This window comes from Cellulosimicrobium sp. EB106-03-01-XG111, assembly GCF_058792115.1.
Window position 1 is genome coordinate 156,025 of record NZ_JBYTEQ010000005.1, and the last position, 23,659, is coordinate 179,683.

The 23,659-nt window shown below is 75.5% G+C and carries 22 protein-coding genes; 8 read left to right on the forward strand and 14 right to left on the reverse strand.

Annotated features, from left to right (window positions below; genetic code table 11):
• Positions 1-66: 66 nt before the first annotated feature.
• Positions 67-1,554: a dicarboxylate/amino acid:cation symporter gene (locus tag AC3WT4_RS06295; RefSeq protein ID WP_074804685.1), complete on the reverse strand. Its 1,488-nt coding sequence runs from the start codon at positions 1,552-1,554 to the stop codon at positions 67-69.
• Between the two features lie 456 nt (positions 1,555-2,010).
• The gene (locus tag AC3WT4_RS06300; protein WP_083384912.1) at positions 2,011-3,996 is read right to left on the reverse strand and encodes a penicillin-binding transpeptidase domain-containing protein; all 1,986 of its coding nucleotides are present in this window, start codon (positions 3,994-3,996) and stop codon (positions 2,011-2,013) included.
• A gap of 269 nt (positions 3,997-4,265) precedes the next feature.
• Here AC3WT4_RS06300 and AC3WT4_RS06305 point away from each other — a divergent pair, with 269 nt between their 5' ends.
• From AC3WT4_RS06305 to AC3WT4_RS06315, 3 genes are read left to right on the forward strand one after another with little or no spacing between them, the layout of a single operon-like run.
• Entirely contained in the window at positions 4,266-4,808 is a 543-nt protein-coding gene (locus tag AC3WT4_RS06305; RefSeq protein ID WP_074804681.1) for a hypothetical protein, read from the forward strand.
• 45 nt (positions 4,809-4,853) lie between these two features.
• Positions 4,854-5,366 (forward strand): signal peptidase I, encoded by a 513-nt coding sequence (locus AC3WT4_RS06310; RefSeq protein WP_074804678.1) that lies wholly within the window; start codon positions 4,854-4,856, stop codon positions 5,364-5,366.
• Positions 5,363-5,938, forward strand: a complete 576-nt coding sequence (locus AC3WT4_RS06315; RefSeq protein ID WP_492315005.1) for a hypothetical protein — start codon at positions 5,363-5,365, stop codon at positions 5,936-5,938. The genes AC3WT4_RS06310 and AC3WT4_RS06315 overlap by 4 nt, the downstream gene beginning before the upstream one ends.
• A 22-nt stretch (positions 5,939-5,960) precedes the next feature.
• Here AC3WT4_RS06315 and AC3WT4_RS06320 read toward each other — a convergent pair whose 3' ends face one another.
• The 5 genes from AC3WT4_RS06320 to AC3WT4_RS06340 all read right to left on the reverse strand — a co-directional run bounded on the left by AC3WT4_RS06320 (position 5,961) and on the right by AC3WT4_RS06340 (position 10,943).
• A complete protein-coding gene (locus tag AC3WT4_RS06320) occupies positions 5,961-6,677 on the reverse strand; it encodes a hypothetical protein (protein WP_074804672.1) in 717 nt (238 codons plus the stop codon).
• Positions 6,674-8,170 carry a WXG100 family type VII secretion target gene (locus AC3WT4_RS06325; protein ID WP_492315006.1) on the reverse strand — a complete coding sequence of 499 codons (1,497 nt, stop codon included), beginning with the start codon at positions 8,168-8,170 and terminating at the stop codon, positions 6,674-6,676. Before AC3WT4_RS06325 ends, AC3WT4_RS06320 begins: the two co-directional genes overlap by 4 nt.
• 152 nt (positions 8,171-8,322) lie before the next feature.
• Positions 8,323-8,613 carry a DUF1905 domain-containing protein gene (locus AC3WT4_RS06330; RefSeq protein ID WP_074804664.1) on the reverse strand — a complete coding sequence of 97 codons (291 nt, stop codon included), beginning with the start codon at positions 8,611-8,613 and terminating at the stop codon, positions 8,323-8,325.
• 86 nt (positions 8,614-8,699) lie between these two features.
• Positions 8,700-9,929: a MalY/PatB family protein gene (locus AC3WT4_RS06335; protein ID WP_492315007.1), complete on the reverse strand. Its 1,230-nt coding sequence runs from the start codon at positions 9,927-9,929 to the stop codon at positions 8,700-8,702.
• 9 nt (positions 9,930-9,938) lie between these two features.
• Positions 9,939-10,943, reverse strand: a complete 1,005-nt coding sequence (locus AC3WT4_RS06340) for a quinone oxidoreductase family protein (RefSeq protein WP_286185788.1) — start codon at positions 10,941-10,943, stop codon at positions 9,939-9,941.
• 84 nt (positions 10,944-11,027) lie between these two features.
• Between AC3WT4_RS06340 and AC3WT4_RS06345 the strand changes: the two genes are divergently transcribed.
• Positions 11,028-11,450: a MarR family winged helix-turn-helix transcriptional regulator gene (locus tag AC3WT4_RS06345; protein ID WP_074804658.1), complete on the forward strand. Its 423-nt coding sequence runs from the start codon at positions 11,028-11,030 to the stop codon at positions 11,448-11,450.
• A gap of 67 nt (positions 11,451-11,517) precedes the next feature.
• Here the strand turns inward: AC3WT4_RS06345 and AC3WT4_RS06350 are convergent, their stop codons facing one another.
• The 3 genes from AC3WT4_RS06350 to AC3WT4_RS06360 all read right to left on the reverse strand — a co-directional run bounded on the left by AC3WT4_RS06350 (position 11,518) and on the right by AC3WT4_RS06360 (position 14,546).
• A complete protein-coding gene (locus tag AC3WT4_RS06350) occupies positions 11,518-12,366 on the reverse strand; it encodes a hypothetical protein (RefSeq protein ID WP_492315008.1) in 849 nt (282 codons plus the stop codon).
• Between the two features lie 188 nt (positions 12,367-12,554).
• Positions 12,555-13,289 (reverse strand): DedA family protein, encoded by a 735-nt coding sequence (locus tag AC3WT4_RS06355; RefSeq protein ID WP_074804653.1) that lies wholly within the window; start codon positions 13,287-13,289, stop codon positions 12,555-12,557.
• Between the two features lie 105 nt (positions 13,290-13,394).
• Positions 13,395-14,546: a serine hydrolase domain-containing protein gene (locus tag AC3WT4_RS06360; RefSeq protein WP_492315009.1), complete on the reverse strand. Its 1,152-nt coding sequence runs from the start codon at positions 14,544-14,546 to the stop codon at positions 13,395-13,397.
• Positions 14,547-14,647: 101 nt separating this feature from the next.
• On the opposite strand from AC3WT4_RS06360, the gene AC3WT4_RS06365 reads away from it, so the two are divergent.
• The 3 genes from AC3WT4_RS06365 to AC3WT4_RS06375 are packed head-to-tail and all read left to right on the forward strand — an operon-like array spanning position 14,648 to position 18,558.
• Complete coding sequence (locus AC3WT4_RS06365; RefSeq protein ID WP_074804647.1) at positions 14,648-15,667, forward strand: LLM class flavin-dependent oxidoreductase; 1,020 nt, start codon at positions 14,648-14,650, stop codon at positions 15,665-15,667.
• A 49-nt stretch (positions 15,668-15,716) separates the two neighbouring features.
• Positions 15,717-15,944, forward strand: coding sequence for a hypothetical protein (locus tag AC3WT4_RS06370; RefSeq protein ID WP_074804645.1), 228 nt, complete (start codon positions 15,717-15,719; stop codon positions 15,942-15,944).
• Positions 15,945-15,951: 7 nt separating this feature from the next.
• Positions 15,952-18,558 carry a LuxR C-terminal-related transcriptional regulator gene (locus AC3WT4_RS06375; RefSeq protein WP_492315010.1) on the forward strand — a complete coding sequence of 869 codons (2,607 nt, stop codon included), beginning with the start codon at positions 15,952-15,954 and terminating at the stop codon, positions 18,556-18,558.
• Positions 18,559-18,583: 25 nt separating this feature from the next.
• Here the strand turns inward: AC3WT4_RS06375 and AC3WT4_RS06380 are convergent, their stop codons facing one another.
• The 4 genes from AC3WT4_RS06380 to AC3WT4_RS06395 form a co-directional block, all read right to left on the reverse strand.
• Positions 18,584-20,200 carry a polyamine aminopropyltransferase gene (locus tag AC3WT4_RS06380; RefSeq protein ID WP_492315011.1) on the reverse strand — a complete coding sequence of 539 codons (1,617 nt, stop codon included), beginning with the start codon at positions 20,198-20,200 and terminating at the stop codon, positions 18,584-18,586.
• Between the two features lie 2 nt (positions 20,201-20,202).
• Positions 20,203-20,433, reverse strand: a complete 231-nt coding sequence (locus AC3WT4_RS06385; RefSeq protein ID WP_034656213.1) for a DUF350 domain-containing protein — start codon at positions 20,431-20,433, stop codon at positions 20,203-20,205.
• Between the two features lie 79 nt (positions 20,434-20,512).
• Positions 20,513-21,268, reverse strand: a complete 756-nt coding sequence (locus AC3WT4_RS06390) for a DUF4178 domain-containing protein (protein ID WP_108048209.1) — start codon at positions 21,266-21,268, stop codon at positions 20,513-20,515.
• Positions 21,265-21,612 (reverse strand): S-adenosylmethionine decarboxylase family protein, encoded by a 348-nt coding sequence (locus AC3WT4_RS06395; protein WP_286185789.1) that lies wholly within the window; start codon positions 21,610-21,612, stop codon positions 21,265-21,267. The genes AC3WT4_RS06390 and AC3WT4_RS06395 overlap by 4 nt, the downstream gene beginning before the upstream one ends.
• Before the next feature lie 197 nt (positions 21,613-21,809).
• Between AC3WT4_RS06395 and AC3WT4_RS06400 the strand changes: the two genes are divergently transcribed.
• Positions 21,810-23,558 carry a SpoIIE family protein phosphatase gene (locus AC3WT4_RS06400; RefSeq protein WP_492315012.1) on the forward strand — a complete coding sequence of 583 codons (1,749 nt, stop codon included), beginning with the start codon at positions 21,810-21,812 and terminating at the stop codon, positions 23,556-23,558.
• The last annotated feature ends 101 nt before the right edge of the window (positions 23,559-23,659 follow it).

Consider the following 23,659-nt stretch of genomic DNA (forward strand, 5'->3'; position numbering starts at 1 on the left):
GCGACCGGGATCCGTCGGATCCGGTCGCCGACCCCGTTCTCGGTGGTCGCCGGGGGCGTGGTGGCGTCAGGCGGGGGCGCCCACCGGGGCCCTCGTGGCCGACGGAGCGGCCTCCGGCGTCTCGTTCGTCGCCGTCGTGTCGTCGTCCTCGTCCACGAAGAGGTCCTCGGCCGTCGCGGCCTCGTACTGCTCGAGGTCGAGGATGCCCTCGCGCTTCGCGACGATCGTCGGCACGAGCGCCTGGCCCGCGACGTTGACCGCGGTGCGGCCCATGTCGAGGATCGGGTCGATCGCGAGCAGCAGGCCCACGCCCGCGAGCGGCAGGCCCACGGTCGAGAGCGTGAGGGTCAGCATGACGATCGCGCCGGTGAGGCCCGCGGTCGCGGCGGATCCGACGACGGACACGAACGCGATGAGCAGGTAGTCGGTGATCGACAGGTCGATGCCGAAGATCTGCGCGACGAAGATCGCCGAGATGGCCGGGTAGATCGAGGCGCAACCGTCCATCTTGGTGGTCGCGGCCAGCGGCACGGCGAACGACGCGTACTCGCTCGGCACGCCGAGGTTGCGCTCGGTGACACGCTGCGTCACGGGCAGCGTGCCGATCGAGGAGCGCGAGACGAACGCGAGCTGGATCGCGGGCCACGCGCCGCGGAAGTAGCTCGAGATCTTCAGGCCGTTGGTGCGCAGCAGGATCGGGTAGACGACGAACAGCACGACCGCGAGGCCGACGTAGATCGCGACGGCGAACCACGCGAGCGACGCGAGGGACGTCCAGCCGTACGCCGCGATGGCGTAGCCGATGAGGCCGGCGGTGCCGATCGGCGCGAGGCGGATGATCCACCACAGCACCTTCTGCACGATCGCGAGCGCGGAGCGGTTGAACGCGAGGAACGGGTCCGCCTTCTTGCCCGACTTGAGCGCCGCGATGCCGATGACGAGCGCGACGACGAGGATCTGCAGCACGTTGAAGTTCACCGACGTGCTGGCGCTCGCGCCGGCGTCGGTCACCTCGACCTGCGTGCTCGCGCCGAGGCCCAGGACGTTGCCCGGGATGAGGCCGTTGAGGAAGTCGAGCCACGTACCGGTCCGGCCCGGCTCGGAGGCCGCGTCGAGCGAGACCGACGCGCGGTTGCCCGGCTGGAACAGCAGGCCCAGGCCGATGCCCACGGCCACGGAGATCGCGGCGGTGATGGCGAACCACAGGAGCGTCTGACCGGCGAGGCGCGCGGCGTTGGTGACGGTGCGCAGGTTCGCGATCGACGCGACGATCGCGGTGAAGATCAGCGGCGGCACGACCGCCTTGAGCAGCGTCACGAACGACGAGCCGATCGTGTCGAGCGTCGTGGTGAGGCCGTTGGGGACGTCGCCTGCGGCGTCCTGCGGGCCCATGGCGAGCGCGAGGGCACCGAGCCCGACGCCGACCGCGAGACCGAGCAGGATCTGCACGCTGAACGAGGGGAACCGGCGCTTCTTCTTCGCGGGCGCGGCGGCCGGAGCCTGCTTCGCCTGCGGGTCGGCCTGCGGGGAGGCCGTCGAGGGGGTCGAGGACACGGAGGACCTTTCGGGGTGACGCGGGCGCACGAGCGCCCGCTCTCGGGAGAGGGGCTCGGGACGTCGTCGCGGGGCGCCGGCAGCAGCGCGGCCCGGGCAGGGACGCAGGCACGGAGGTGGCCTGCGGCCTGACGGGGGCGCGCCACGCGCGTCAGCGGCTCAGGTCGCGAGGCGACCCGGGGTCCTGACGGGTGTGCGGAGGCGGGGAGGCGTCAGCGGCGACGGGGGGTCAGCGACACAGCGCGCTGGCGACTCGACGGAGGTCGACGTCGCGGCGCTGGGTGAGCTGCCAGGCAGGCACGCTGACGAACACGAAGGTTCTCCCGGAACGGTGGGTTCTCGCTGGACGCGGGCAGACGGACGCCCGCGGCAACCGATCATACCCGCTCGTGGACAACCGTCCGGCGACCGGACCTATTCCGGGGCGACGGCCAGCGCACGGCAGGCACCGGGGAGTCAGGCGTTCGGCGCGTCGAGGAACGCATGCATGAGCGGGCCCGCCGTGACGGCGCCGCCCTCGCCTGTCTCGACGAACACCGCGACCGCGAGGTCCCCCTGCGTCGCGATCATCCACGCGTGGGACTGGCTGCCGTCGCCGTACTGCGCCGTGCCCGTCTTCGCCCCGGGCTCGCCCGGGAGGTCCTGGAGGATCGACGCCGAGCCGTCCGTGACGACGCCGCGCATGAGCTCGCGCAGCGTCGCCGCCTCCTGCTCGGTGAGGGTCGAGGCGGGCTGCTCCTCGGCGACGGTCTGCACGTCCGGGTGGACGAGGACCGGGGCCACCGTGCGCCCGGCGGCGACGCTCGCGGCGACCGTCGCCATCGCGAGCGGCGACGCCTGGACCTTGCCCTGCCCGATCATCGACGCGGCGTGCTCGGTGCCCTGCGAGTCCGTCGGGACGTCGCCGAAGAAGGCGGGCGCACCGAGCTCGGACTCGACGCCCAGGCCGAGCGAGGCGGCGGCGTCGTGCAGCGCCTGCTGCGACACCGCGTCCCGCTGCCCGATCATCGCCGTGTTGCACGAGTTCGCGAACGCCGTGCGCAGCGGCACGTCGCCGAGCGCGGCCGTCGGGTACCCGGGCACGTTCTGGAACTCGCGGCCCTCGACGGTCAGCGTGGGCGGGCAGGAGACGGTCGTGTCCGGGGTGAGCCCCGCGCGCAGCATCGCGAGCGTCGTCGCGACCTTGAACGTCGACCCGGGCGCGTACTGGCCCGTCGTGGCGGTCGAGAGCCCCTCGCCCGCGGTCGAGCTCGCCGCCGCGAGCACGGAGCCCGTCGAGGGCTGGATCGCGACGATCGCGCTCGGCCCCTGGCCGGCGAGGACGGCCTCGGCGGCGACCTGCATGTCCGGGCGCAGCGTCGTGCTCAGGGGCACGCCGTCCACGGGCTCGACCGAGAACACCTCGGTCGGCTCGGCGTCGGCGTCCGCCTCGCCCGGCACGACCTCGATCGACAGGCCCGGCACGCCGCGCAGCTGCTCGTCGTACTGCCGCTGGAGGCCCGAGATGCCGACCTGGTCGCCCGCGGCGACCGCGCCCTCGGACTCCTCGACGATCTCCGCCGTCGCGTCGCCCACGCGCCCGAGCAGGGGGCGCGCGAACTCGCGCGTCGGGGCGAGGGGGATCGCGTCGTCGATCACCGCGACGCCCTCGATGCCGCGCGCCGCGTCGACGTCGACGCCCGCGGTGTCCTCCGTGCGGACGGTGATGGCCTCGACGAACGCCTTCTCGCCGGCGCCCGCGACCCGCTGCGCGTACTCCTCCGGGTCCAGGCCGACGACGCCCGCGAGCGCCCGGGCCGCGCCGTCCCACTGGGCCGAGCCCACGCGCGTCTTGTCGACGCCGATCCGGAAGACGGGACGGTCCTGGACGATGGGGACGTCGTCGGCGCCGAGGATGCCTGCGCGGACCGCCGGCACGCGGCTCACCGCGAGCCGGCCGCCCTGGCCGAGCTCGGGGACGAGCACGTCCGGCTCCCACACGACGTCCCAGGCGCCCGGGCCGTCCTCCCCCTCGCCCGGCTCCGCGAACGTGAGCTCGGCCGTGGTGGTGTACTCCCACGCCTGATCGCCCCCGACCTCCCAGCGGTAGGCGAGCGTCGCCGTCGCGCGGTCGCCCGCGTCGTCGCCCTCCTCGTCGACGTCCACCGACTCCACCTCGACCGTGCGCTCGTACGGCGCGAGCGGCTCGAGCACCGCCTCCAGGTGCCCCTGGACGTCCTTCGCCGCGCCGTTGCGGAACTCCAGCGCGCTCACGTCGCCGGCCGCGATGGCGTCGGCGAGCGCGGCCGCGGCGTCGGACGCCTCCGGACGGTCGGGCGTGCACGCCGCGAGGGGCAGGGCGAGGACGGGGACGAGCGCGGCGGCCGTCGTCCAGCGGGCGGTCCTCCCGCGCCACCGGCCGTGCGTGCCGGATCGACCGTGGTCGCGCGCGACGCTGCTCACTCGTTGCTCCCCTGCTCCGTACCGTTCGGGACGAGACGGACGCTACCCGACGGCGCCGACGCCCCCAGCTCGGGCGGCCGGTCCCGCCCGGTTCGTCCGCCGCTTCTTCACCTCCCACGTCCCGCGGAGCCGCGCCGCGTCCCCCTCCCCTGCCCGCCGGCGCAGGTCTGCGCAGGTGCGCGGGGCGCGACGCGATCCCGGGGCGATCCTGCGCCTTTCCTGAGGAACCGGTGCGCCAGAGTTGAGGAGGACTCCGTACTTTTCGAGTCATGAGCCTCCACACCCCCGAGACGACCCCCGCCCCGCGCCGCGACAAGCGCCGCGCCTTCGCCGCGTTCGGGCTCGCAGCCCTCGCCGTCGGCGGCATCGGAGCGGCGCTCACCAGCGCCGCCTGGACCGACAACGCGTTCTTCGCGGCGCCCGCGACGGCCGCGACCTTCGACCTCCAGGGGTCGCTGGACGGGACCACCTGGAAGGACTCGGCCGACCCGGACGCGATCGAGCTCGTCGTGCCGTCCGACGCGCTGGCCAACCTCCTGCCCGGCCAGACCCGCACGATCGACCTGTGGGTGCGCAACGAGAGCTCGGTCCGCGCCACGCTCACGTCCAGCGTCCGCTTCGCGTCCGGCTCGACCTTCACCACGAACCCCTCCGCGTCCGTCTCCGGCCTCGCCACGACGCTCGACGCGGCCGGCGGCACCTCCAGCGACCAGTTCCGGCTCACCGTCACGGCGCCGAGCGACTGGGCGCCGTCGAACCAGGGAGCCACCGGGACGCTCGTCGTCACGGTCTCCGCCACCGCGACGGCCTGACCCGGCGTCGTCGGACCCAGGACGAGGAGAACAGGAGAACCACCGATGCAGGTACTGCGGCGCGGCGCCGTCCTCGTCCTGTGGGTCCTCGCCGCCTTCGGGCTGGTGTGCGGGGCGGTGTGGGGCGCGACCGCGGCCGGCCTCATCAAGCCCCTCGTCGTGATCTCCGGCTCGATGGAGCCGGGGATCATGACGGGCGACCTCCTGGTCGCCCGGCCCGTCCCGGCGGCCGACGTGGCCGTCGGGGACGTGGTCAGCCTGCCGAGCGCGCTGACCGACGACCTCGTGACCCACCGGGTCGAGGCCGTCGAGCAGACGGGCGACGACCGCTACACGGTCAGCATGAAGGGCGACAACAACGCCTTCGCGGACGCCCTGGACTACACCGTCTCGGGCGACGTCTGGAAGCCCGCGGTCCAGCTCGCCGGCTGGGGCACCGCGATCGTGCGCCTGACGACGCCCGCCGTGGCGGTCCCCCTCCTCGTCGGGCTGCTCGGCCTGCTCGGCCTCACCCTGCTCGTCCCGCCCGCACCGCGGCGGGCGCCGGTCCGCCGATGACCGGCGCCCGGGCCGGCCGACGCGCCGACGCGACGGCCGGACAGCCGGCCGGGCGCCGCGCGCTGAGCCTGCTCCTGGCGGTCCTGACCCTCGTGACGGCGTCGTGGTGGGGGGTCGCGCACGCGGCCGTCGAGCCCACGACGGCCGCGTGGACGGACCAGTCGCGGGCCGCCGCGCCCGTCTCCGCCGGCCGGTGGCAGACGACGACGGCGGGCACGTGCGTCGCGCGCGGCGAGGGACGCACCGTGCTCTCCGGCTGCGCGGTCCGCTCGATCTCGTTCGAGACGTGGGGCGAGCCGGGGAGCCAGGTCCGCAACTATTACGTGGCCTTCACCGTGCCGGCCGGCACGCGGTCGGTGTCCTTCGACGTCGACCTCCGCGCCGCGACCGGCCAGGCGACCTCGTGGCAGTGGAGCGGCGCCCACGTCGTCGCCGGGAGCCAGTTCACCCCGCAGCAGGGCTGGACGTGCTCCGACCTGCCGCGCGTGCGCGGGGACGGCGCCGACTGGCAGAGCCCGATCTACTTCCAGGTCGCCGAGCAGGGCGGCGGAGGCGCGTCGGCCTGCCCGTGACGGTGTCCGCCCGTGGAGGACGTCAGTCCGGCACGACCGGGCTGATCACGTACCAGAGGCGCACGGACTCGTCACCGCCCGGCCCCGGCTCGTGGCTGATCTGCACCGACGTCTCGACGTCGCCGTTCGACCCGTTGATGCCGGTACGGGCCCGCGTCCCGCCCGCGCGCGACGCGTCGAGCGACGCGGGCAGGTCGTCGAGCCAGCGGTCGACCTGCGACCGGGGGAACCCGAGCGCCTGCGCGTCGGCGACGAGCTGGTCGTGCACGGCCTGCCCGCCGGAGAGCGTGCGGAACACGTTGATCGCGCTCACGTACCCGCGCCGGGGCTGGATCGTCAGCTCCTCGGCCGTCGTGGTCCACGTGCCGTCGGGGAGCGTCAGCTCGACCTCGGCCGCGCCGTCCGGCACCTGCACGACGGCCATCGACTCGCCCAGCCCGACGGACTCCGCGGTGATCGGCCTGCTCACGTCCCAGCGCACGGTCTCGCCCCTCTCGATGTCGTCGATCGTCGTCGTGCCCGTCGTGCTCCCGCCGCCCTCGACGTCCCCGCCGCCCGACGTCGTCGGGCCGCCCGGGGCGGTCGTCCCGCCCGGTCCGGTGGCCGCGTCGTCCGGGTCGCCGAACGTCACGGTGCACCCCGTCAGCACGAGAGACCCGGCGAGCGCGCCCGCGAGCAGGACCGCGGCGACGCCGCCCCTCGGCGGCGACCCGGGCGCGCGACGGAACCCTCGGCTCACTGGTCCACGTCCACGTCCCACTCGGTCAGTCTGTCAAGGATGCGCCCGATGCGGGCGGGGTTCGTGAGCCGGTAGTCGGCGATCCGGTCGGAGACGTCGGTGCCGACGATCTGCGCCGCCTGGTCCGGGTGCTGCGTGACGAGCTGCTGGTAGGCGGGCAGCGTGTCGTTCGAGATGTACTCCCAGCGGGTCGCCTGGTCGGCGATGTTGCCGCCCGGCAGCGGCGTCTGGACCGTCACGGTGCCCTGGACGGGGTTGTCGAACGTGATGCCCGTGAACGGGATCCCGAGGTTCTCCGGCCCGGGCGTCTCGACGTTCACCGTGAAGGGGTCGTGCTGCGCGTACGTGCCCGCGCCGGGGATCGACGGCTCGCCGACGAGCGTCATGAGGTACGTGAACGCCTCGCCCGTGACCGGGTGGTCGCGCATGGTCTGCCAGTCGTCCGCGATGATCTGGTTCTGCTCGCGCCACAGCAACGCGGTGTTGCCGTCGGCGAGCGCCTGCGCGTCGCCCGCGCGGCCGGCCTCGACGTCCGCCCACGCCTGGTACGCGGGCCCGTCGATCACACCGGCCTCGAGCAGCCGCTCCATCTCCTCCAGCCCGCCGTTCAGGTACGCCTCGTGCATGACGGCCTGGTCCACGAAGATCTCGCGCTGCATCGACAGGAACTGGTTCTCGTAGAAGCCGAGCTCGGCGTCCGACATGGTCGCGATCGCCTCGAGCGCCGCCCGGTCGACACCGGGCGGCAGCGCCCGGGCTCCGCTCGCGACGCCCTGCGCGAGCTGCCGCATCATGTCGAGGTCGAAGAACCCGGCGGCGAACGACGGCCCGATCATCGCGGCCATGCCGGCCCACTGCATCCACGGGTTGTCCAGGTAGAGCTCGCCGTAGTACGTGTAGACGCTCTCGATGATCTCGCGGTTGGCCGACGCCCCCGCGGACGGGTCCCAGTCGGCGAAGTCGAACCCCGCCTCGCCCGCGGCGACGCGCGTCCAGTGGGTGACGGCGAGCTCCGCGAAGCCCGGGGAGTCGGGGTCGACGCCGAGGCGCACCATCTGGTCGTAGAGCGCCGCGACCTGCGCGTCCGTCGCGTTCTCGAGCCACGCGGCGCGCTCGTCCGCGTCCATCGCGGCGTACTCGCCCGGCGTCGGGGTGGGGACGGTCTGCTGCGGCCCGCCCGGGCCGGACGAGGGCGGACCGCCCGGGCCGGCGAGGGCGCCGCCGTCGGCGCTCGCGGACTCCTGCTGGTCGGCGTCGGTGGCGAGGCGGTCGGCCGCGGCGTCGAGGAGGCTCGCGGTGCCGGTGAGCGAGGGGCCGAGCGTGGTGGCCCAGTCGCTGCGGAACTGCGCGGCGTCGGGCCCGTCCCACCGGGTCGCGGCGTCGACCACGGCCGCAACCTGCGCGCGGTGGGTCCGGAGCGCGTCGGCGCCGGAGCGCAGACCCGACGCGAGCGCGCGCAGCGCACGGACGTCGGCGCCCCACATCCCGCTCATGCCGTCCCCTCCCGCCCCTGCGCGTCCCCTCACGCGCACGCGCCGACACCTTCGTCCCCGACGGTCGCACGCCGACGGTACGCGGCCGGGTCCGCCGCCGCGATGGGGACAACTGCCCATGCGCGCGGGAGGCGACAGTGCGGCCGCGCGCCTCAGCTCAGGCGGCGCTCCAGCCGGACCACCACCGTGTCGCCGACATCCTTGCCGAGGCGCTTGCGCACGCCCGCGTTGAGCGACAGCATCAGCCCGCCCGACCCGGTCGGCATGAGCCCGACGTCGCGCAGCGCGACGTCGTCGACGGTCGCGTCCACGCGGACCGCGCGCAGCGACCCGAAGAGCTCGCGCGCCCCGGGCACCTCGACGCAGGGCCACGTGTCGCCCTTGACGTCGACGCCGACGGGCGCGGTGAACGTGTGGTCGAGGGTGACGGGCTCGAACGGCATGGCGGTGCTCCGATGGGTCGTGCGGTCGTGGTCGCGGGTCTGACCGGTCGACGGCCGGGAACTCGTCGGTCGTCGTGGGGCGAGGTTCAGGCGCCCCGCACCGACGCGCCCATGCGCTCGACCGCCTCGGTGAGCACGTCGACGCCCGTCGCGAGGTTGAGGCGCACGTGCCCCTGCCCGCCGGGGCCGAACCGGCGCCCGTCCTCCAGCGCGACGCGCGCGCGGTCGAGGAACCACGCCCGGGGGTCCGCGCCCGCCGGGCCGGGGAGCCCGCGCGCGTCGAGCCACGCGAGGTACGTCGCCTCGCCGGGCCGGTAGCGCACCGCGGGCAGGTGCTCCGCGAGCAGGTCGGCGAGGAGCCACGCGTTGCGCTCGACGCCCGCGAGGACGTCGTCGAGCCACGCCTCGCCGTGGTCGAGCGCCGCGACGTGCGCGAGCACCGGCACGTGCTGGACGCCGTGGCTCGCCTCCTCGGGGATGCGCCGCAGGTCGTCGGCGGCGTCCGGGCCGGCGACGGCCGCCGCGGCCTTGAGGCCGGGCAGGTTCCACGCCTTCGACGCGGAGACGATCGCGACGGCCGAGCCCGCCCCGGGGACGGTGAGGAGCGGCGTGTGGGTCGTCGCCGGGCGCCCGTCGAGACCGGGCCGCGTGAGGGGCGCGTGGATCTCGTCCGCCACGACGCGCACCCCGTACCGCTCGGCGAGAGCCAGCCCGGCCGCCAGCTCCGCGCGCGAGTGCGCGGTCCCCGTCGGGTTCTGCGGGTTGCACACGAGCCAGACGGCGCGGCGCCCGCTCCCCGGACCGTCGCCGTTCGCGGCGACGCCGGTCGCGTCGGCGAAAGCACGCTCCAGCGTGTCGAGGTCGAGCCGCCCGTCGGCGCCGAGCGGCGCGTCGACGACGCGTCGCCCCTCGTTCGCGGTGAAGCCGTAGAACGGCGGGTACACGGGCGGGTTGACGACGACCGCGTCGCCCGGGGAGGTGAGGACGCGCAGCACCTCGACGATCGCGACCATGACGTCGGGCAGCGTGCGCGACGTCGCCGCGTCGAGGGTCCAGCCCCAGCGGCGCTCCGCGAAGCGCGCGTACGCCTCGCCGTAGGCGGTGCCGACGTCGTACCCGGTGTCGCCGGAGCGCAGGGCGGCCGTCACGGCCTCGACGACCGCGTCGCACGGCGCGACGTCCATCTCGGCGACGAACAGCGGCAGCACGTCGGGCGCGAAGGTGCGCCACTTGACCGACGTCCGACGGCGCAGCTCGTCGAGCGTGAGGACGTCGAGCGGTGTCGGGGACACGGGGGGCCTGGCCGGGCTGCTCACCCGACCACCCTAGGACGAGACCCGCAGCGCCAGCTTGCCGACGTAGTGGTCTCGCAGGGCGGCGTGCGCGTCCTGGACACGCTCCAGCGGGAAGGTCCGCGCGACGTGGACCTCGAACGAGGAGGCGGCGACGACGGCGTTCAGCCGCTCCAGCGCGCGCCGGCTCCGGTCCCCGTCGTAGTGCGACAGCCGCGCGGCCGGCGGCCTCGCGGGCACGGGCAGCACGCCGTGCGGCCACGCGATCCGACCCGACGCCTTGACCGCGCGGAGCGACCGTTCGGCCGTCTCGCCACCGGCCGTGACGAGCGCCCCGTCGAGACCGTCCGGCGCGAGGTCCGACGCGGCGGCCGCGACGTCGTCCCGCCGACCGTCGACGACGACCTCGGCGCCCGACCGGCGGGCGAGGTCGACGCCGTCGTCGCCGGAGGCGACGGCGAGGACCCGCAGGCCGCGGTGCCGCGCGAGGTGCACGGCCAGGTGACCGATGCCGCCGCTGGCGCCGAACACCAGGAGCGAGCCGCCCGGGGGCAGGTCGAGGAGGTCGAGGCCGCTCTGCGCGGTCAGGGCGTCCCAGGCCAGCACGCCGGCCTGCTGGGTCGGCAGGCGGTGGGGCACGGGCGCGACGTGCTCGGCCGCGACGACGACGTACTCCGCGTACGCGCCGCCGCGCGGCACCGGCATCGTCGCCGCGTAGACCCGGTCGCCGACCGCGAGACCGGTGACCTCCCGTCCGACGGCGGCCACCCGCCCGGCCGCGTCCCACCCGAGGACGTAGGGGAACGTCGACGGCACCCCGAACGCGCCGTCGTAGGCCCCCTCGCGCTCGACCGCGTCCCACGACGCGACCCCGGCGTACTCGACCCGGACGAGCACGTCCTCCGGACCCACCTCCGGGCGAGGGATCTCCCGCAGCACGAGCTGGTCCGCTCCCCCGAACCGGTCGAGGACGGCCGCGCGCATCCGCGGGCGGGAGGTCTCGTCGCCGGAGGGCTGCTCGGGGTGTGCGGTCGTCATCGACGCTCCTTTTTCTTGATTGGATCAAGCATCAACGTAGCAGCGTTGGTTGAGTGCATCAAGCATCCTGGCTACGGTGACCCCATGGCTCTCTCGAACGGCCCGGTCGCCGCGACGTCCGCGGCCGAGGTCGCGCTGTTCGACCTGGTCGACGTGTACGACCGCGCCTACGAGGAGGCCGCGGCCCGGCTGTCGCTGAGCGCCGCCCAGGCGTGCGTCCTGGGGCGCCTCGGCACCCCGCGAGGCATGGGAGCGCTGGCCCGGGAGCTGGGCTGCGACGCGTCCAACGTCACGCAGATCGTCGCGCGCCTCGAGACGGCGGGGCTCCTGACCCGCCGACCGAACCCCGACGACGGCAGGTCGCGGCTGGTGGCTCGGACCGCTCGGGGCGACGAGGTCAACCGCCGCTTCGAGGAGGCGTTCGCGTTCGCCCGTGCGGCGGTCGGCCGGCTCACCCCGGACGAGCAGGACCAGCTCACGGCCCTCGTGCGCAAGGCCCTCGGGTGACCGAGCCGGGCCGACCGGTGCAGCACCTGGCCGCCGGGCCGGACGACGCCCGGTCGGCTCGACGACCCTAGGGGCGCTCCGGGCCCGCGCTCTGCGGCGCCGCCGCCACCGGCGCGCCCTCCTCGGCCGCGGCGTTCGCCGGGCTCGTCGCGAGCACGACGCACCCGCCGACGGCGGCCAGCGTCGCCACGACGGCGGGGACCGCCCAGCCCGACCGCACGACGTCGCCGAGCACGGCGAGGCCGACGATCCCCGGCGCGAGCACCTCGATCACGGAGACCGTCGCCGCCACCGTCCCAACGGCGCCGCGCTCCAGGGCGCGCAGGTACGCGAGCGCGCCCGCGACGCCGCCGAGCACGATCGCGAGAGCGAGCGGCTGGAGCACGGTGTCGAGCAGGTCGCCGGACGCGTGCGCGCCGCGCGCCGCCACCGCGGCGACCGAGTAGCCGAGGCCGCCGAGGACGGCGAGCAGCACGGGGTGCCCGCGCCGGTACGCGACGGCGGTTCCGACCGCCACGACCGCGGCGGCGACGTTGACCCAGGTCGTGAACCCGGCCGGCGGGTGCGTCGCGGGCTGCTCCCCCGCCGCGAGCGCCAGCACCACGAGCCCCGCCACGACGACGCCGATCATCACGAGGTCCGTGCGGCGCAGCGTCGCGCCGAGCACCAGACGGGCGAGCAGCACGACGGCGACGAGCGACGCCGCCACGACGGCCTGCACCACGAACAGCGGCAGGTGGTCCAGCGCGAGGAGGGAGAGGAGCCAGCCGACGCCGTCGACCACGAGCCCGCCGACGACGAGCGGCTGGGCCACGGCCGCGAGGCCGTGGGCCCGGCGCGTCGCGACGGCCTGCATGATCGTGCTCACCGCGTACAGGAGGCTCGCGGCCACGGCGGCGAGCAGCGAGAGGATCACCGCGCGGCCCCGGGAGCGGCGCCCGCGGTGGGCGTGACGCGGGCCGCGCTCACGGGCGCGCTGGGCCGTTCGGTCGGGGCGGGCACGTTCCGATCATCCGCCACGGCGGGGCGCACCGCGCGGGCGGGACCCGGCCCTCCGGACGTCGGAGCGAGGCGGTCAGGCGCTGCCGCGGCCGGGCCCGGCGGTCAGGCCTCGTCGCGCGCGGGTGCCGCGTCCCGACGGCCGCGCGCGTGGGCGGGGCGCTCGTCGTCGTGCACCCAGCGCCAGACGCGCGTCACGACGAACCACACGACCGCTGCCGCGACGACCGCGATGACGACCTTCTGCAGGACGCCCGCGTACTCCTCGACGACGTGCCACTGCTCGCCGAGCGCGTACCCGGCGTAGACGAAGATCGTGTTCCACACGGCGCTGCCGGCGGTGGTGAGCGCGGTGAACTTCCACAGGGGCATGCGCTCGACGCCCGCGGGGATGGAGATGAGGCTGCGGAAGATGGGGATGAAGCGGCCGAAGAAGACCGTCGCGCTGCCGTGCCGCAGGAAGAACTGCTCGGTGCGGTCGACGTCCTCGACCTTGACGAGCGGCAGGCGCTCCGCGATCCAGCGCGTGCGCTCGCGCCCGATGATCGCGCCCACCGCGTAGAGCGCGAGGGCGCCGACGACGGAGCCCGCCGTCGTCCACAGGATCGCCTCGACGAGCCCGAAGCTCCCCTGGCTCGCCGTGAAGCCCGCGAGCGGCAGGATGATCTCGCTCGGCAGCGGCGGGAACAGGTTCTCGAGCGCGATGGCGATCGCGGCCCCGACCGGGCCCAGCGTCTCCATGAGGTTGACCGCCCAGCCGGCGACGCCGTCGAGAGCGGGCTCCGCCGTCGTGGCGGCGGGCACGGCGGCCGTCAGGGCGGCGGAGAGTCCGGAGGGCATGGGTCACGAGCCTAGGCGAGCGGTCCGTGGCGCGAGCGCCGATGAGGCCGGGAGGGTGTGGAGGTCTCGTGCGGAGGCGCGGGACGCGCGGGGAGGTCGGCCCGCTCAGCCGCGGACGAGCTCGTCGAGCCGACGGATCGGGTCCCAGGCGCCCGCCTCGCTGTTCGACAGCACGACGACCGTCACGCCCGGCGCCCCGGCCGGCGGGAGCGCGTCGGCGCCGTCCCCGGCGGCCACCGGGTCCGGGTAGTGGCGCAGGATCGCGCTCGCCCCCGTGTTGATGCCGTCCTTGTAGGCCGAGCGCACGGACCCGTCGCCGAGCAGCTCGAACTCGAGCCCGAAGCCGTAGTGCACGCTCGGGGCGGGCTCGGCCCCGTCCGTGTCGTCCGTGCCGTCGTCGTGCAGCACCTGCGGGGTGAGGAACGCGCGCGTGAGGTCGGGCGGGAGGAGCTCGCCGCCGCGCACCGCCGCCCAGAAGCGGGCGAGGTCGCGCGCCGTGGCGTGCGCGCCGCCGTCGGGCGAGCCGACGGGCGGGTAGGAGTAGACGTTCTGCCGCCACCCGGTGACGGGGCCGTCGTCGTCCGGACCCTCGTGCACGGGCTCCCAGCCCTCTGCGACGTCGGGCTCGGCCTCGTCCATGCGGAAGAACCCGGAGCGATCCATGCCCGCGCGGGCGAGCACGTGCTCGCGGACGTGCTCCCGGTAGGTGCTCCCGGTGACCGCCTCCAGTGCGAGGCCCGCGAGGACGTAGCCGACGTTGCAGTACCGGCACCCCTCGCCGGGCGCGAAGTTCGGCTCCTTGTGGACGAACCCGGGCAGGAAGTCCGCCGTCCGCGTCACGGAGTAGCTCGGCCGGTCGACCCACAGCTCCTCGTACGACTCCCCCGCCTCCTCGTCGGCGTCGTCCGCGATGCCCGACGTGTGGGTCAGCAGGTGCCGGATCGTCACCTCGGGCGGGATCGTCGTGCCCGCGAGGTCGACGTGGTCGTGGACGCGGTCGTCGAGCCCGAGCCGGCCGTCGCCCACGAGCTGCAGCACGGCGACGGCGGTGAACAGCTTGGTGACGGACGCGACGTCGAACCGGGTGCTCGTGCGGACCGGGACGCCCCAGCGGCGCGACGCGACGCCGTAGGCGCGTTCGAGGAGCACCTCGCCGTGGCGTTCGACCCGCACCACGCCGGAGAAGTCGTCGGCGTCCGCGGCGGAGCGCAGGTGCGAGTCGAGGGCGGTGAGAGCGGCGTCGTCGAGCGCGGTCATGGCCCCGACCGTAGGCGGGCCGGGGTGCTCCCGGCCAGCAGATTGTTCCGGAGAGCCGCACGTCGTCACGGGTGGGAGCGCTGTCACGGTACGGTCGCCGCATGGCGACCTCGACGACGACCCCCGCGCTCGGCGTGATCCTCCCGCGCGAGCTCCCCGCCGACCTGATCGTGCCCTTCGCGCGTCGCGCGGAGGAGGTCGGCCTCGACGAGCTGTGGGTCGTCGAGGACCTCACGTTCCACGGCGGGATCGCGCAGGCCGCGACGGTCCTCGCCGCGACGGAGCGCCTCACCGTCGGCATCGGGATCCTGCCCGCCGCGACGCGCGCGCCGTCGACCGCCGCGATGGAGGCCGGCACGCTCGCCGCCCTGCACCCCGGCCGCCTGCACCTCGGGCTCGGGCACGGCATGCCCGCGTGGATGCGGCAGATCGGCGTGTGGCCCGCGAGCCCGCTCGCGATGCTCGAGGAGACCACCGCGACCGTGCGCGCGCTGCTGCACGGCGAGCGCGTCAGCGTCGCGGGCCGCTACGTCTCCGTCGACGACGTCGCGCTCCACGCCCCGCCCGCCTCGCCGCCGCCCGTGCTCGCGGGCGTGCGCGGCCCGCGGTCGCTCGAGGTCTCCGGCCGCGTCGCGGACGGGACCATCCTCGACATGCCCGTGACCCCCGAGTACCTCGCCGTCGCGCGCGCCGCGATCGACGCCGGGCGCGCGAGCGCCGGGGACGCGGCCCCGCCCGCGCACCGCGTCGTCGCCTTCTCCGTCGGCGCCGTGCACGACGACGTCGCGACCGCCCGCGAGATCGTCCGGCCCTACCTCGCGGTGCTCGGCGAGGCCGACTGGTCCGCCCAGATCGACCCGCTGCCCTTCGCCGACGACTTCCGCGCCCTGCGCGACGCGAGCGCCACCCCCGACGACTTCGCCGCCGCGATGCCCGACACGTGGGTCGACGCGCTCGCCGTCGTCGGGGCGCCCGAGGCCTTCCGCGCGCGGCTCGCCGAGCTCGGCGCGGGCGGGGTGTCGAGCGTCGTCCTCGTCGCCACGACGGCCGACCCCGCCCGGCCGGACGACCCGTTCAGCGCGCTCGACGCGCTCGCGGCGGTGACCCGCCCCGCCGCCTGACGGGAACCGTCGACCTGCGAGACCGCGCCGGAGAGCCGACCATGGGCAGGTGAGCGAGCACGCACCCACCTACACCGAGACGTGGCCCCTGCTGAGCCCGGGAGACCGCCGTCGGCTCGAGGAGCTCGACGACCTCGAGACCGACATCCTCCGCCAGCTCTCCGAGGCGTTCGCCGACGAGGTGGACGCCCCCACGCTCGGCGAGCTCCAGGTCGAGCGGCTGCGGGTCTACCGCGACGCGCAGGCCCGCGCGGAGCGGCAGCGGTCGCGGGGCTGATCGTCCGATGGACTCCCGGGCCTCGCGCGCGTCCCTCGTGGACGGCGTGCTGGGCGCGGTGCAGGAGGGCACGTCCGTCCTCCTCACGGGCCTCCCCGGCTCCGGGCGGAGCCGGCTCCTCGCCCTCCTCCGCGACGCGGCGCTGCGCACGGACCGGCGCGTCCTGTCCGTCCCGGGCGTGGGCACGGGAGCCGGCCGGCCGCTCGAGTCGCTCGTCCTCGCCGGTGCGATCGACCCTGCTCCCGCACAGCCCGTGTCCCTCGGCCGCGCGCTCGACGCCGTCGAGCGCGCGCTCGGGTCGGGGCCCGCCGTCGTCCTCCTGGACGACGCCGACGCGCTCGACGAGACGAGCGCGGCGGTCCTCGCGGCGGCGTCCGCGCGCCGCGACGTCCCCGTGGTCGCCGCCCAGCGGCCGCCCTCGCCGGCGGCCGTCGTCGAGACGGTGCTGGGCGGTCGTCCCACGACCGCGCTGACGATGCCCGCCCTCGCGTTCGAGGACGTGCACGGGGCGACGAGCTCGCTCCTGGGCGGCGACGTCGACGCCGGGGTCGCGGGGCGGATCTACGGCCTGTCCGGGGGACTGCCCGGCCTCGTCCGCTCCATCGCGACGGGGGCCCGACGCGCGGGGCACCTCGTCGAGGAGTCCGGGACCTGGGTCGCGCGGCGAGACCTCGTGACCCGCGGCCTGGAGGTCGACGTGCGGCGGCTGCTCGCCGGCCTCTCGCCGGAGCAGCACGACGCGGTCCGGATCCTCGCCGCCGTCGGGACGGCGGAGCTCCCGACGGCCCGCCGCCTCCTCGCGTGGCCGGTGCTCGTCGCGCTGGACGACCACGGCCTGCTCCGGTTCGTCGAGGCCGACGGCCGGACCGGGGTGACTCTCTACCCCCCGCTCGTCGGGGAGCTGCTGCGGCAGACCGCGGGCGCCCGGGCGCTGCACGCGGACGCCCAGATCGCCGACGCGCTCGCGAGCGACCACGACACCTGGGACCCGCTCGGCCGTCCGGCCGCCCCCGAGCTGCCCACGGGCTGGGCCGCCTCGCGCGAGTCGGCGGCGATCCTCGGCCGCGAGCTCCGCCGGCACACCGCCGCCCAGCTCCTCGCGCGCCGGGACGCGTGGGAGCGTCGGCCGTCGACCCGGAACACCGTGGAGTACCTGGACGCCCTCGCGCTCGACGAGGCGCCTGCGGCCGTCATCGAGGCCGTCCTGGAGCGCACGCACGAGGTCGTGCCCGAGGAACCGATCGGGTCCGACTTCCTCCTGGCCTGGGAGGCGGTCTACCGCGGGGTCGTCCGCCACGAGCGCGCCACCGCCCTCGCGCTCCTGCGCACCGGGCCCGTCGAGGACGAGAGCTCCGCCGTCCGCCACGCCGTGGCCCAGCACATCCTCCTCACCACCGGGGACGCGCGCGACGAGGAGCGCGCCGTCGTGCCGGACCTGCTCCTGGCCGGCGAGCACGACGGCGAGAGACCGCCGCCGCAGGGCGACGAGCTCGTGTTCACCGCGGACGCCGTCGTGCGCCTCGTGCGCTCCGAGGTCCTCCTCGCGCAGGGACGGACCGACGACGCGCGGGACGAGCTCGTCGACCTCCCGCTCCCCGAACAGGCCCAACGGCAGGACGCGACGTCCTGGCGGTCCCTCGCGGTGCTGTGCGGCGGCGAGGTGCGGTCGGCGGTCGAGCAGTCGCACCGGCTCCTGGACCAGGCTCGCGACCGGTTCGACCCCACGCAGATCGAGCCGCACGGTTACGTCGTCGCGCTCGGGCTCTTCGTCGAGGGTCGGCTGTCGACCCTGCGGGAGCACCTCACGAGCATGTTCGCGGCGGGGACGCCCGCGCCGCTCCGGCCCACGACCCGCGCCGGGCTGCTCTGCCTCGGCGGCGCCCTCTCGCTCCTCGAGGGCAACGTGGCGAGCGCCCGGTCGCTCGCCCGCCAGCTCGAGGGCCTGCGGCTCCTGGCGGCGTCCGCCCCCCTCGCCCGTCCGTACCCGCTCGTCGCCCAGCTCACCGTGGGCACGGGCGCCGAGGCTCCCGAGGAGGCGACCCGGACCGCGTGGGACGTGGTCGACGCGATGGGCCGACGCGGCTACCTCCTCGCGGCCGTCTTCGACGCCGTCTGGCTCGTCATCCTGTGGCCCGACGCCGAGCGGTGCCGTCGGCTCGCGGACCACGCCGCAGCGGCCCAGGGTGACCTGCTGCCCGCCCTCGGGCGCTACCTCCGTGCCGCCGCCGACCGTTCTCCCGCCGCGCTGGTGTCGGTCGCCGACGACCTGCGCTCCCGCGGTCTCCACCTCCCCGCGACCCAGGCGCACGCGATGGCGGTGCGGCTGCTCCGCGAGGACGACCGGCCCGCGCAGGCGAGCGAGGAGGCGCACCGGCTGCACGCGCACGTGGCACGCGCCGGCGAGGAGCTCGAGCTGCTCGTGCCCTCCGTCGCGCCCGCGGACGCGCTCAGCCCGCGCGAGCGGGAGGTCGCCCGGCTGGTGGCGCGCGGCCTGAGCAACAGGGACGTGGCCCGGGAGCTCGTCGTGAGCGACCGGACCGTGGACAACCACGTCTACCGGATCTTCCGCAAGCTGGGGATCACCTCGCGCGACCAGCTGTCCACCCTGCTCTGACACCCGGCACGCCCCCCGTCCGGCGTCAGTAGCGCCAGGAGCGCATGTCCTCCTGGTAGGTGCGCTGGACCGTCGGTGACAGCAGGGTCGACGGCGGCAGGTCGCGGGGCGGGTTGTCGGCCGGGAGGCGCGTGGTCGCCGCGAGGGACGTGGCGTCGTGGAAGCGCAGCCCGTCCGGGAGGGGCGTGCGCGCGAAGGGACCGGGGACGACGTCGGCGGGTCCGCCCGGGAGCGAGAGCGCGAAGCCCCACTCCCCGAAGGACGGGACGTTGACGGTGAGCGGCACGACGGAGCGCCCGGGCGCCGCGGCGCGGACCGTCGAGACCACCTGCCAGAACGCGTCGGGCGTGAAGTACGACGACGTCGCCTGCGTCGCGAACGCGCCGCCGGGCCGCAGGTGCGCGGCGACCATGCCGTAGAACTCCTGCGAGTAGAGCTTGGCGATGCGCTCGGAGGAGGGGTCGACGAGGTCGACGAGCACGACGTCGAACGTCTGCGCCGTGTCCTCGACCCAGCGGAACGCGTCGGCGTTGACGACCGTGACGCGCGGGTCGTCGAGCGCGTGCTCGTTCACGGCGGTGAGGAGCCGGTTCTCGCGCGCGAGATCCGTGACGGCGGGGTCGAGGTCGACGAGCGTGACCTCCTGGACCGAGTCGTACCGCAGGACCTCGCGCGCGAGGAGACCGTCGCCCCCGCCGAGGATCGCGACGGACGCGGGCGCCGCGACGGACGTCATCGCCGCGTGCGCGAGCGTCTCGTGGTACCGCGCCTCGTCGACGGAGGAGAACTGCAGCTGGTTGTCGAGGTAGAGGCGCGTGTCGCCCCGGTACTCCGTGACGACGACCTGCTGGTAGGCGCTGCGCTCCTGCGCGACGACCGGGTCCTGGTACATCCCCGCGCTGATGCGCGCCTCGAGCCACGACGACGCCGCGAACCCGGCGAGGAGCACGACGAGCGTGACGCCCGCGAGCACCGACCACCGCGGCGGGTGGCCCATGCGCGCGAGCATGAACGCCGCGACGGCGACGTTGAGCACCGCGACCGCGAACGCGGTGCGCACGAGGCCGAGGTACGGGAGCAGCAGGAAGGGGAACAGCAGCGAGGCGGCGAGCGCCCCGAAGTAGTCGAGCGCCAGCACCTTCGACAGCAGGGAGACGGAGCCCTCGCTCCCCCGCTCCTTGAGCACCGCGACGAGGAGCGGGATCTCGACGCCGATCGCCGTCCCGATCGCGAGCGACAGCACGACGAACACGACCCACGCGAGCTCGGTGGCGGCGTACGCCCAGAACAGCGCGAGCACCGACGTCCCGCCGAGGAGCGAGAGCACGAGCTCGTTGCGCACGAAGCTCAGCACCGCGGTGCGCTGCAGGCGCGGCGCGAGGAGCGAGCCGAGGCCCATGCCGAACAGCGTGAGCCCGGTCGCGACGGAGAACGCGACGACCGAGTCGCCGAACAGGTACGACGCCGCGGTCCCGAGGATGAGCTCGTAGACGAGCCCGCCGACGGCGACGAGGAGCGCGGCGGCGAAGACCGTCGGCCGGTCGAGGTGGTGCGCTCCCGACCGCCCGGTGGGCGGGTCGGGGTCTGCCTCCGCGTCCGCCCCGGGCCGGCCCCCGGGCGGGACCTCCTGCTGGTCGAGCACGGTCAGGAGCTGATCGTCCCCGCGATGATGAGGCCGATCGCCACCGCGAGGCCCGCGATCATCACGCCGAACGCGACGTTGTGCTCGTCGACGAGCTCGCGGTGCAGGTTGAGGCGGAACACCTTGTTCGCGACGACGAGCGTGACGAGCAGCAGCACGATGCCGAGCACCGAGTAGAGGACGGTCGAGAAGAAGGACCAGAGGAACGCCAGCGGGGCGGCGGCTGAGATCACGGGGTCTCCCGGGGTCGGGTCGTGGGACGGGCGGACGGGTGCAGGGGTTCGGGGCCGGGACGAGCGGGCGCGGGTCGGGTCACTTGCCGAGCCCCCCGCCGCCCCCGCCGTAGACGGTGCGCCGCACGCACGTGCCGTCGTCGGTCGTGCCGACCTGGCCGGTGGTGGGCGACGTCGTGACGACGGAGCGGGGCGTGCACGACGCGCTGCCCGAGGCGGCGCGGGCCGCGCACGACCCGAGACCGAGCAGCACGACCGCCGCGACCGCGAAGGCGACGAACCGCCCGCCGGGGACCGTGCGGGGCGCGACGCGGCGGCCGAACAGGCGCTGCTGCTCGGCGGCGTCGAGACGGCGCCCGTGGTAGACGGACGTGACGGGGCCGAACGGGCCGGTCGTGCGCTCGATCGACACGATCGTCCCGCGGGCCGAGAGGTCGACGTACTCGACCTCCTGCCCGACGGCGAACGGCTCGGCGAACTGCCCCTCGACGTGCTCGACGCGCCCCGTCCCGCGCTCGCGCACGGTGAGCGTGTGCTGCCGGCCCTCGAGGGTCAGCCCGAGGGTCCGGCCGGTCTGCAGGCCCGAGAGGTCGACGACGGGCGGCCACGGCTCGGTCGGGTGCAGGAGCGTCACGTCGCGCGTGTCGTGGTCGTACTCGACCCAGACGTCGGAGCCGTCGTGGGCGAGGAGCTGCCACTCCTCCCACGTGAACGTGGAGCCGCCGTGCACGGTCGAGAGCACGGCGACGGCGCGCGGCGTCGCGCGCTGCGGCGGGGCGCCCAGGAGGTCCTCGCCGACGCGCATCGCGAGCCGCGGGCGGGGCGTCCGGCTCACACGAGGCTCCGCACGGCGACCCCGGCCGCGCCGAGCTCCTCGGCGAGGAGCGCGCGCACGTCGTCCGTGAACGTGGCCGACGCCGGGGCGCGGCACGTCGTGAGGGTCACGTAGGCGGCGCCGTCCTCGGGCCAGGTGTGCACGGCGAGGTGCGACTCCGCGAGCAGCAGCACGACGCTCGTGCCCTGCGGCTCGAAGCGGTGGGACACCTCGCCGAGCGGCGTCATCCCGGCCTCGCGCACGATCGCGTCGAGGCAGCGGCGGACGGTCGGCTCGTCGTCGAGCAGCGCCGGGTCCGCGCCCGTCACGTCGAACACGTGGACGAGGTTGCGCTGCACGTCCACGCCCCTGTCGATGTCGGTCCTGTCGGCCGGCACGGGCGAGCGGCCCGCGGTCCGGTGGCCGCCGTCGGGCCGCGCACACCCTAGCCGACCTGCGGCGTCGGCCGACGGACGGACCCGCCGCGCGAGACCCGCCGCCCGCCCGCACGGGCGGACGCCGTCCAGGGGGCGGGCGACGGCCGTTCGCCTACGATGCGCGGATGGATGCCGAGTGGTTCGTCGACGCCACGGCGCAGTGCGCCGTGGGTCGGCAGGCGCGCGAGGTCGCGTGGGAGCGGACGCCGCTGGGCCCGCCCGGCGAGTGGCCCGAGGCGCTGCGGCACGCCGTCCAGCTGTGCTTCTCGACGCGGTTCCCCGTGATGCTCGTGTGGGGTCCCGACCTCACGCTGATCTACAACGACGGCTACGAGGAGATGCTCGGCACGGCCAAGCACGCCGGCGCGCTCGGCGCCCCGGCGGCGAAGGTGTGGGCGGAGATCTGGGACGAGGTCGGGCCGCTGTTCGACGAGGTCCTGCGCACCGGGCGGGCGTCGTCGGACCGCGACCTGCCGCTCGTGATGAACCGCTCCGGCTACGACGAGGAGACGTTCTTCACCTTCTCCTACAGCCCGCTCCGGGACGACGACGGCCGCATCGCGGGCGTGCTCGACATCTCGACGGAGACGACGCTGGCGGTCGTCAACCAGCGCCGCCTCACGATGCTCGGGGAGCTCCAGGGCGCGCTCCCGACGACGTTCACCGACCTGGCGACGTTCGGCCGCCCGGTCCTCGACGTGCTGGCCGGGAGCCCCGACGTCGCACGCGCCGCCTTCTACGACGTGCGCGGCGGGCGACCCCGCGAGGTCGGGTCGGTCGGCCCGGCGCCGAGCGCTGCGGAGACCCGCCTCGTCGAGCGCGTGTTCCGGACCCGGCAGCGCATCGTCTCGCAGGGCCTCGTGGTCAAGCCGCTGCGCGACGCCCTGCGTGGAGGCGTGGCCGGGATCCTCGTGCTCCGGGCGAGCCCGATGCGTCCCTGGGACACCGACTACGCGCGGTACCTCGCCGGCCTGGCCGCGACGGTCGGGGCGGCGCTGCGCGACGCCGTCCGCCTGCGGACCACGATGGACGCGCTACGGCTGCGGGTCGAGCGCTCGGAGGAGCAGACGGCGCAGATGCGCGAGGTCGCGCTCGCGCTCCAGCAGGCGGTGCTCACCGAGCCGCCCGAGCCGGACCACCTCCAGGTCTCCGTGCACTACCAGCCCGCCGCGCTCGACCGCGACATCGGCGGCGACTGGTACGACGGGTTCGTGACGCCCGGCGGCGCGACGACCCTCGTCGTGGGCGACGTCGTCGGCCACGACCTCGCGGCGGCGGTCATGATGGGGCAGCTGCGCGGGCTCGTGCGGGCGATCGGCTACGACAGCGGCGAGTCGCCGGCGCGCGTCCTCGAGCGCGTGGACGCGGCGGTGCAGGGGCTCGCGCTGGGGAGCGGCGCGATCGCCACGGTGGTCCTCGCGCGCATCGAGCAGACCGCGGAGCAGCATCGCCGCGGGGTGCGGACGGTGCGGTGGACGAGCGCGGGGCACCTGCCGCCGATGCTCGTCCGTGCGGACGGCCGCGTCGACACGCTGACGCGGCGCAACGACCTGCCGCTGGGGCTCTCGCCGGGCACCGCGCGCACCGAGCACACGGTCGAGGTCTACCCGGGCGACACGCTCGTGCTGTACACCGACGGGCTCGTGGAGCGTCGCGGCCACAACCTCCGCGACGACCTGGTCGACCTCGCCCGCGCGCTGGAGGGCACGCACCGCGGGCCCATCGAGGAGGTCGTCGAGGCGGCGCTCACGCGGATGCTGCCGGGGCCGGGCGAGGACGACGTCGCGCTCGTCGTGCTCCGGGCGGGCCCGGCGGACGTCCCGGTCGCCGACCGGGCCGAGGCGCCGTCCGAGCGTGGCGCGCCCGTGGCCTGACCGGGGCGCCGCGGGTCCCGGGGGCTCACGAGGGGTGCGGCCAGGGGCGCGGTGAGGCATACGGCGAGGGGTCGTCCCCCGCCCGTGACGGGCGAGGGACG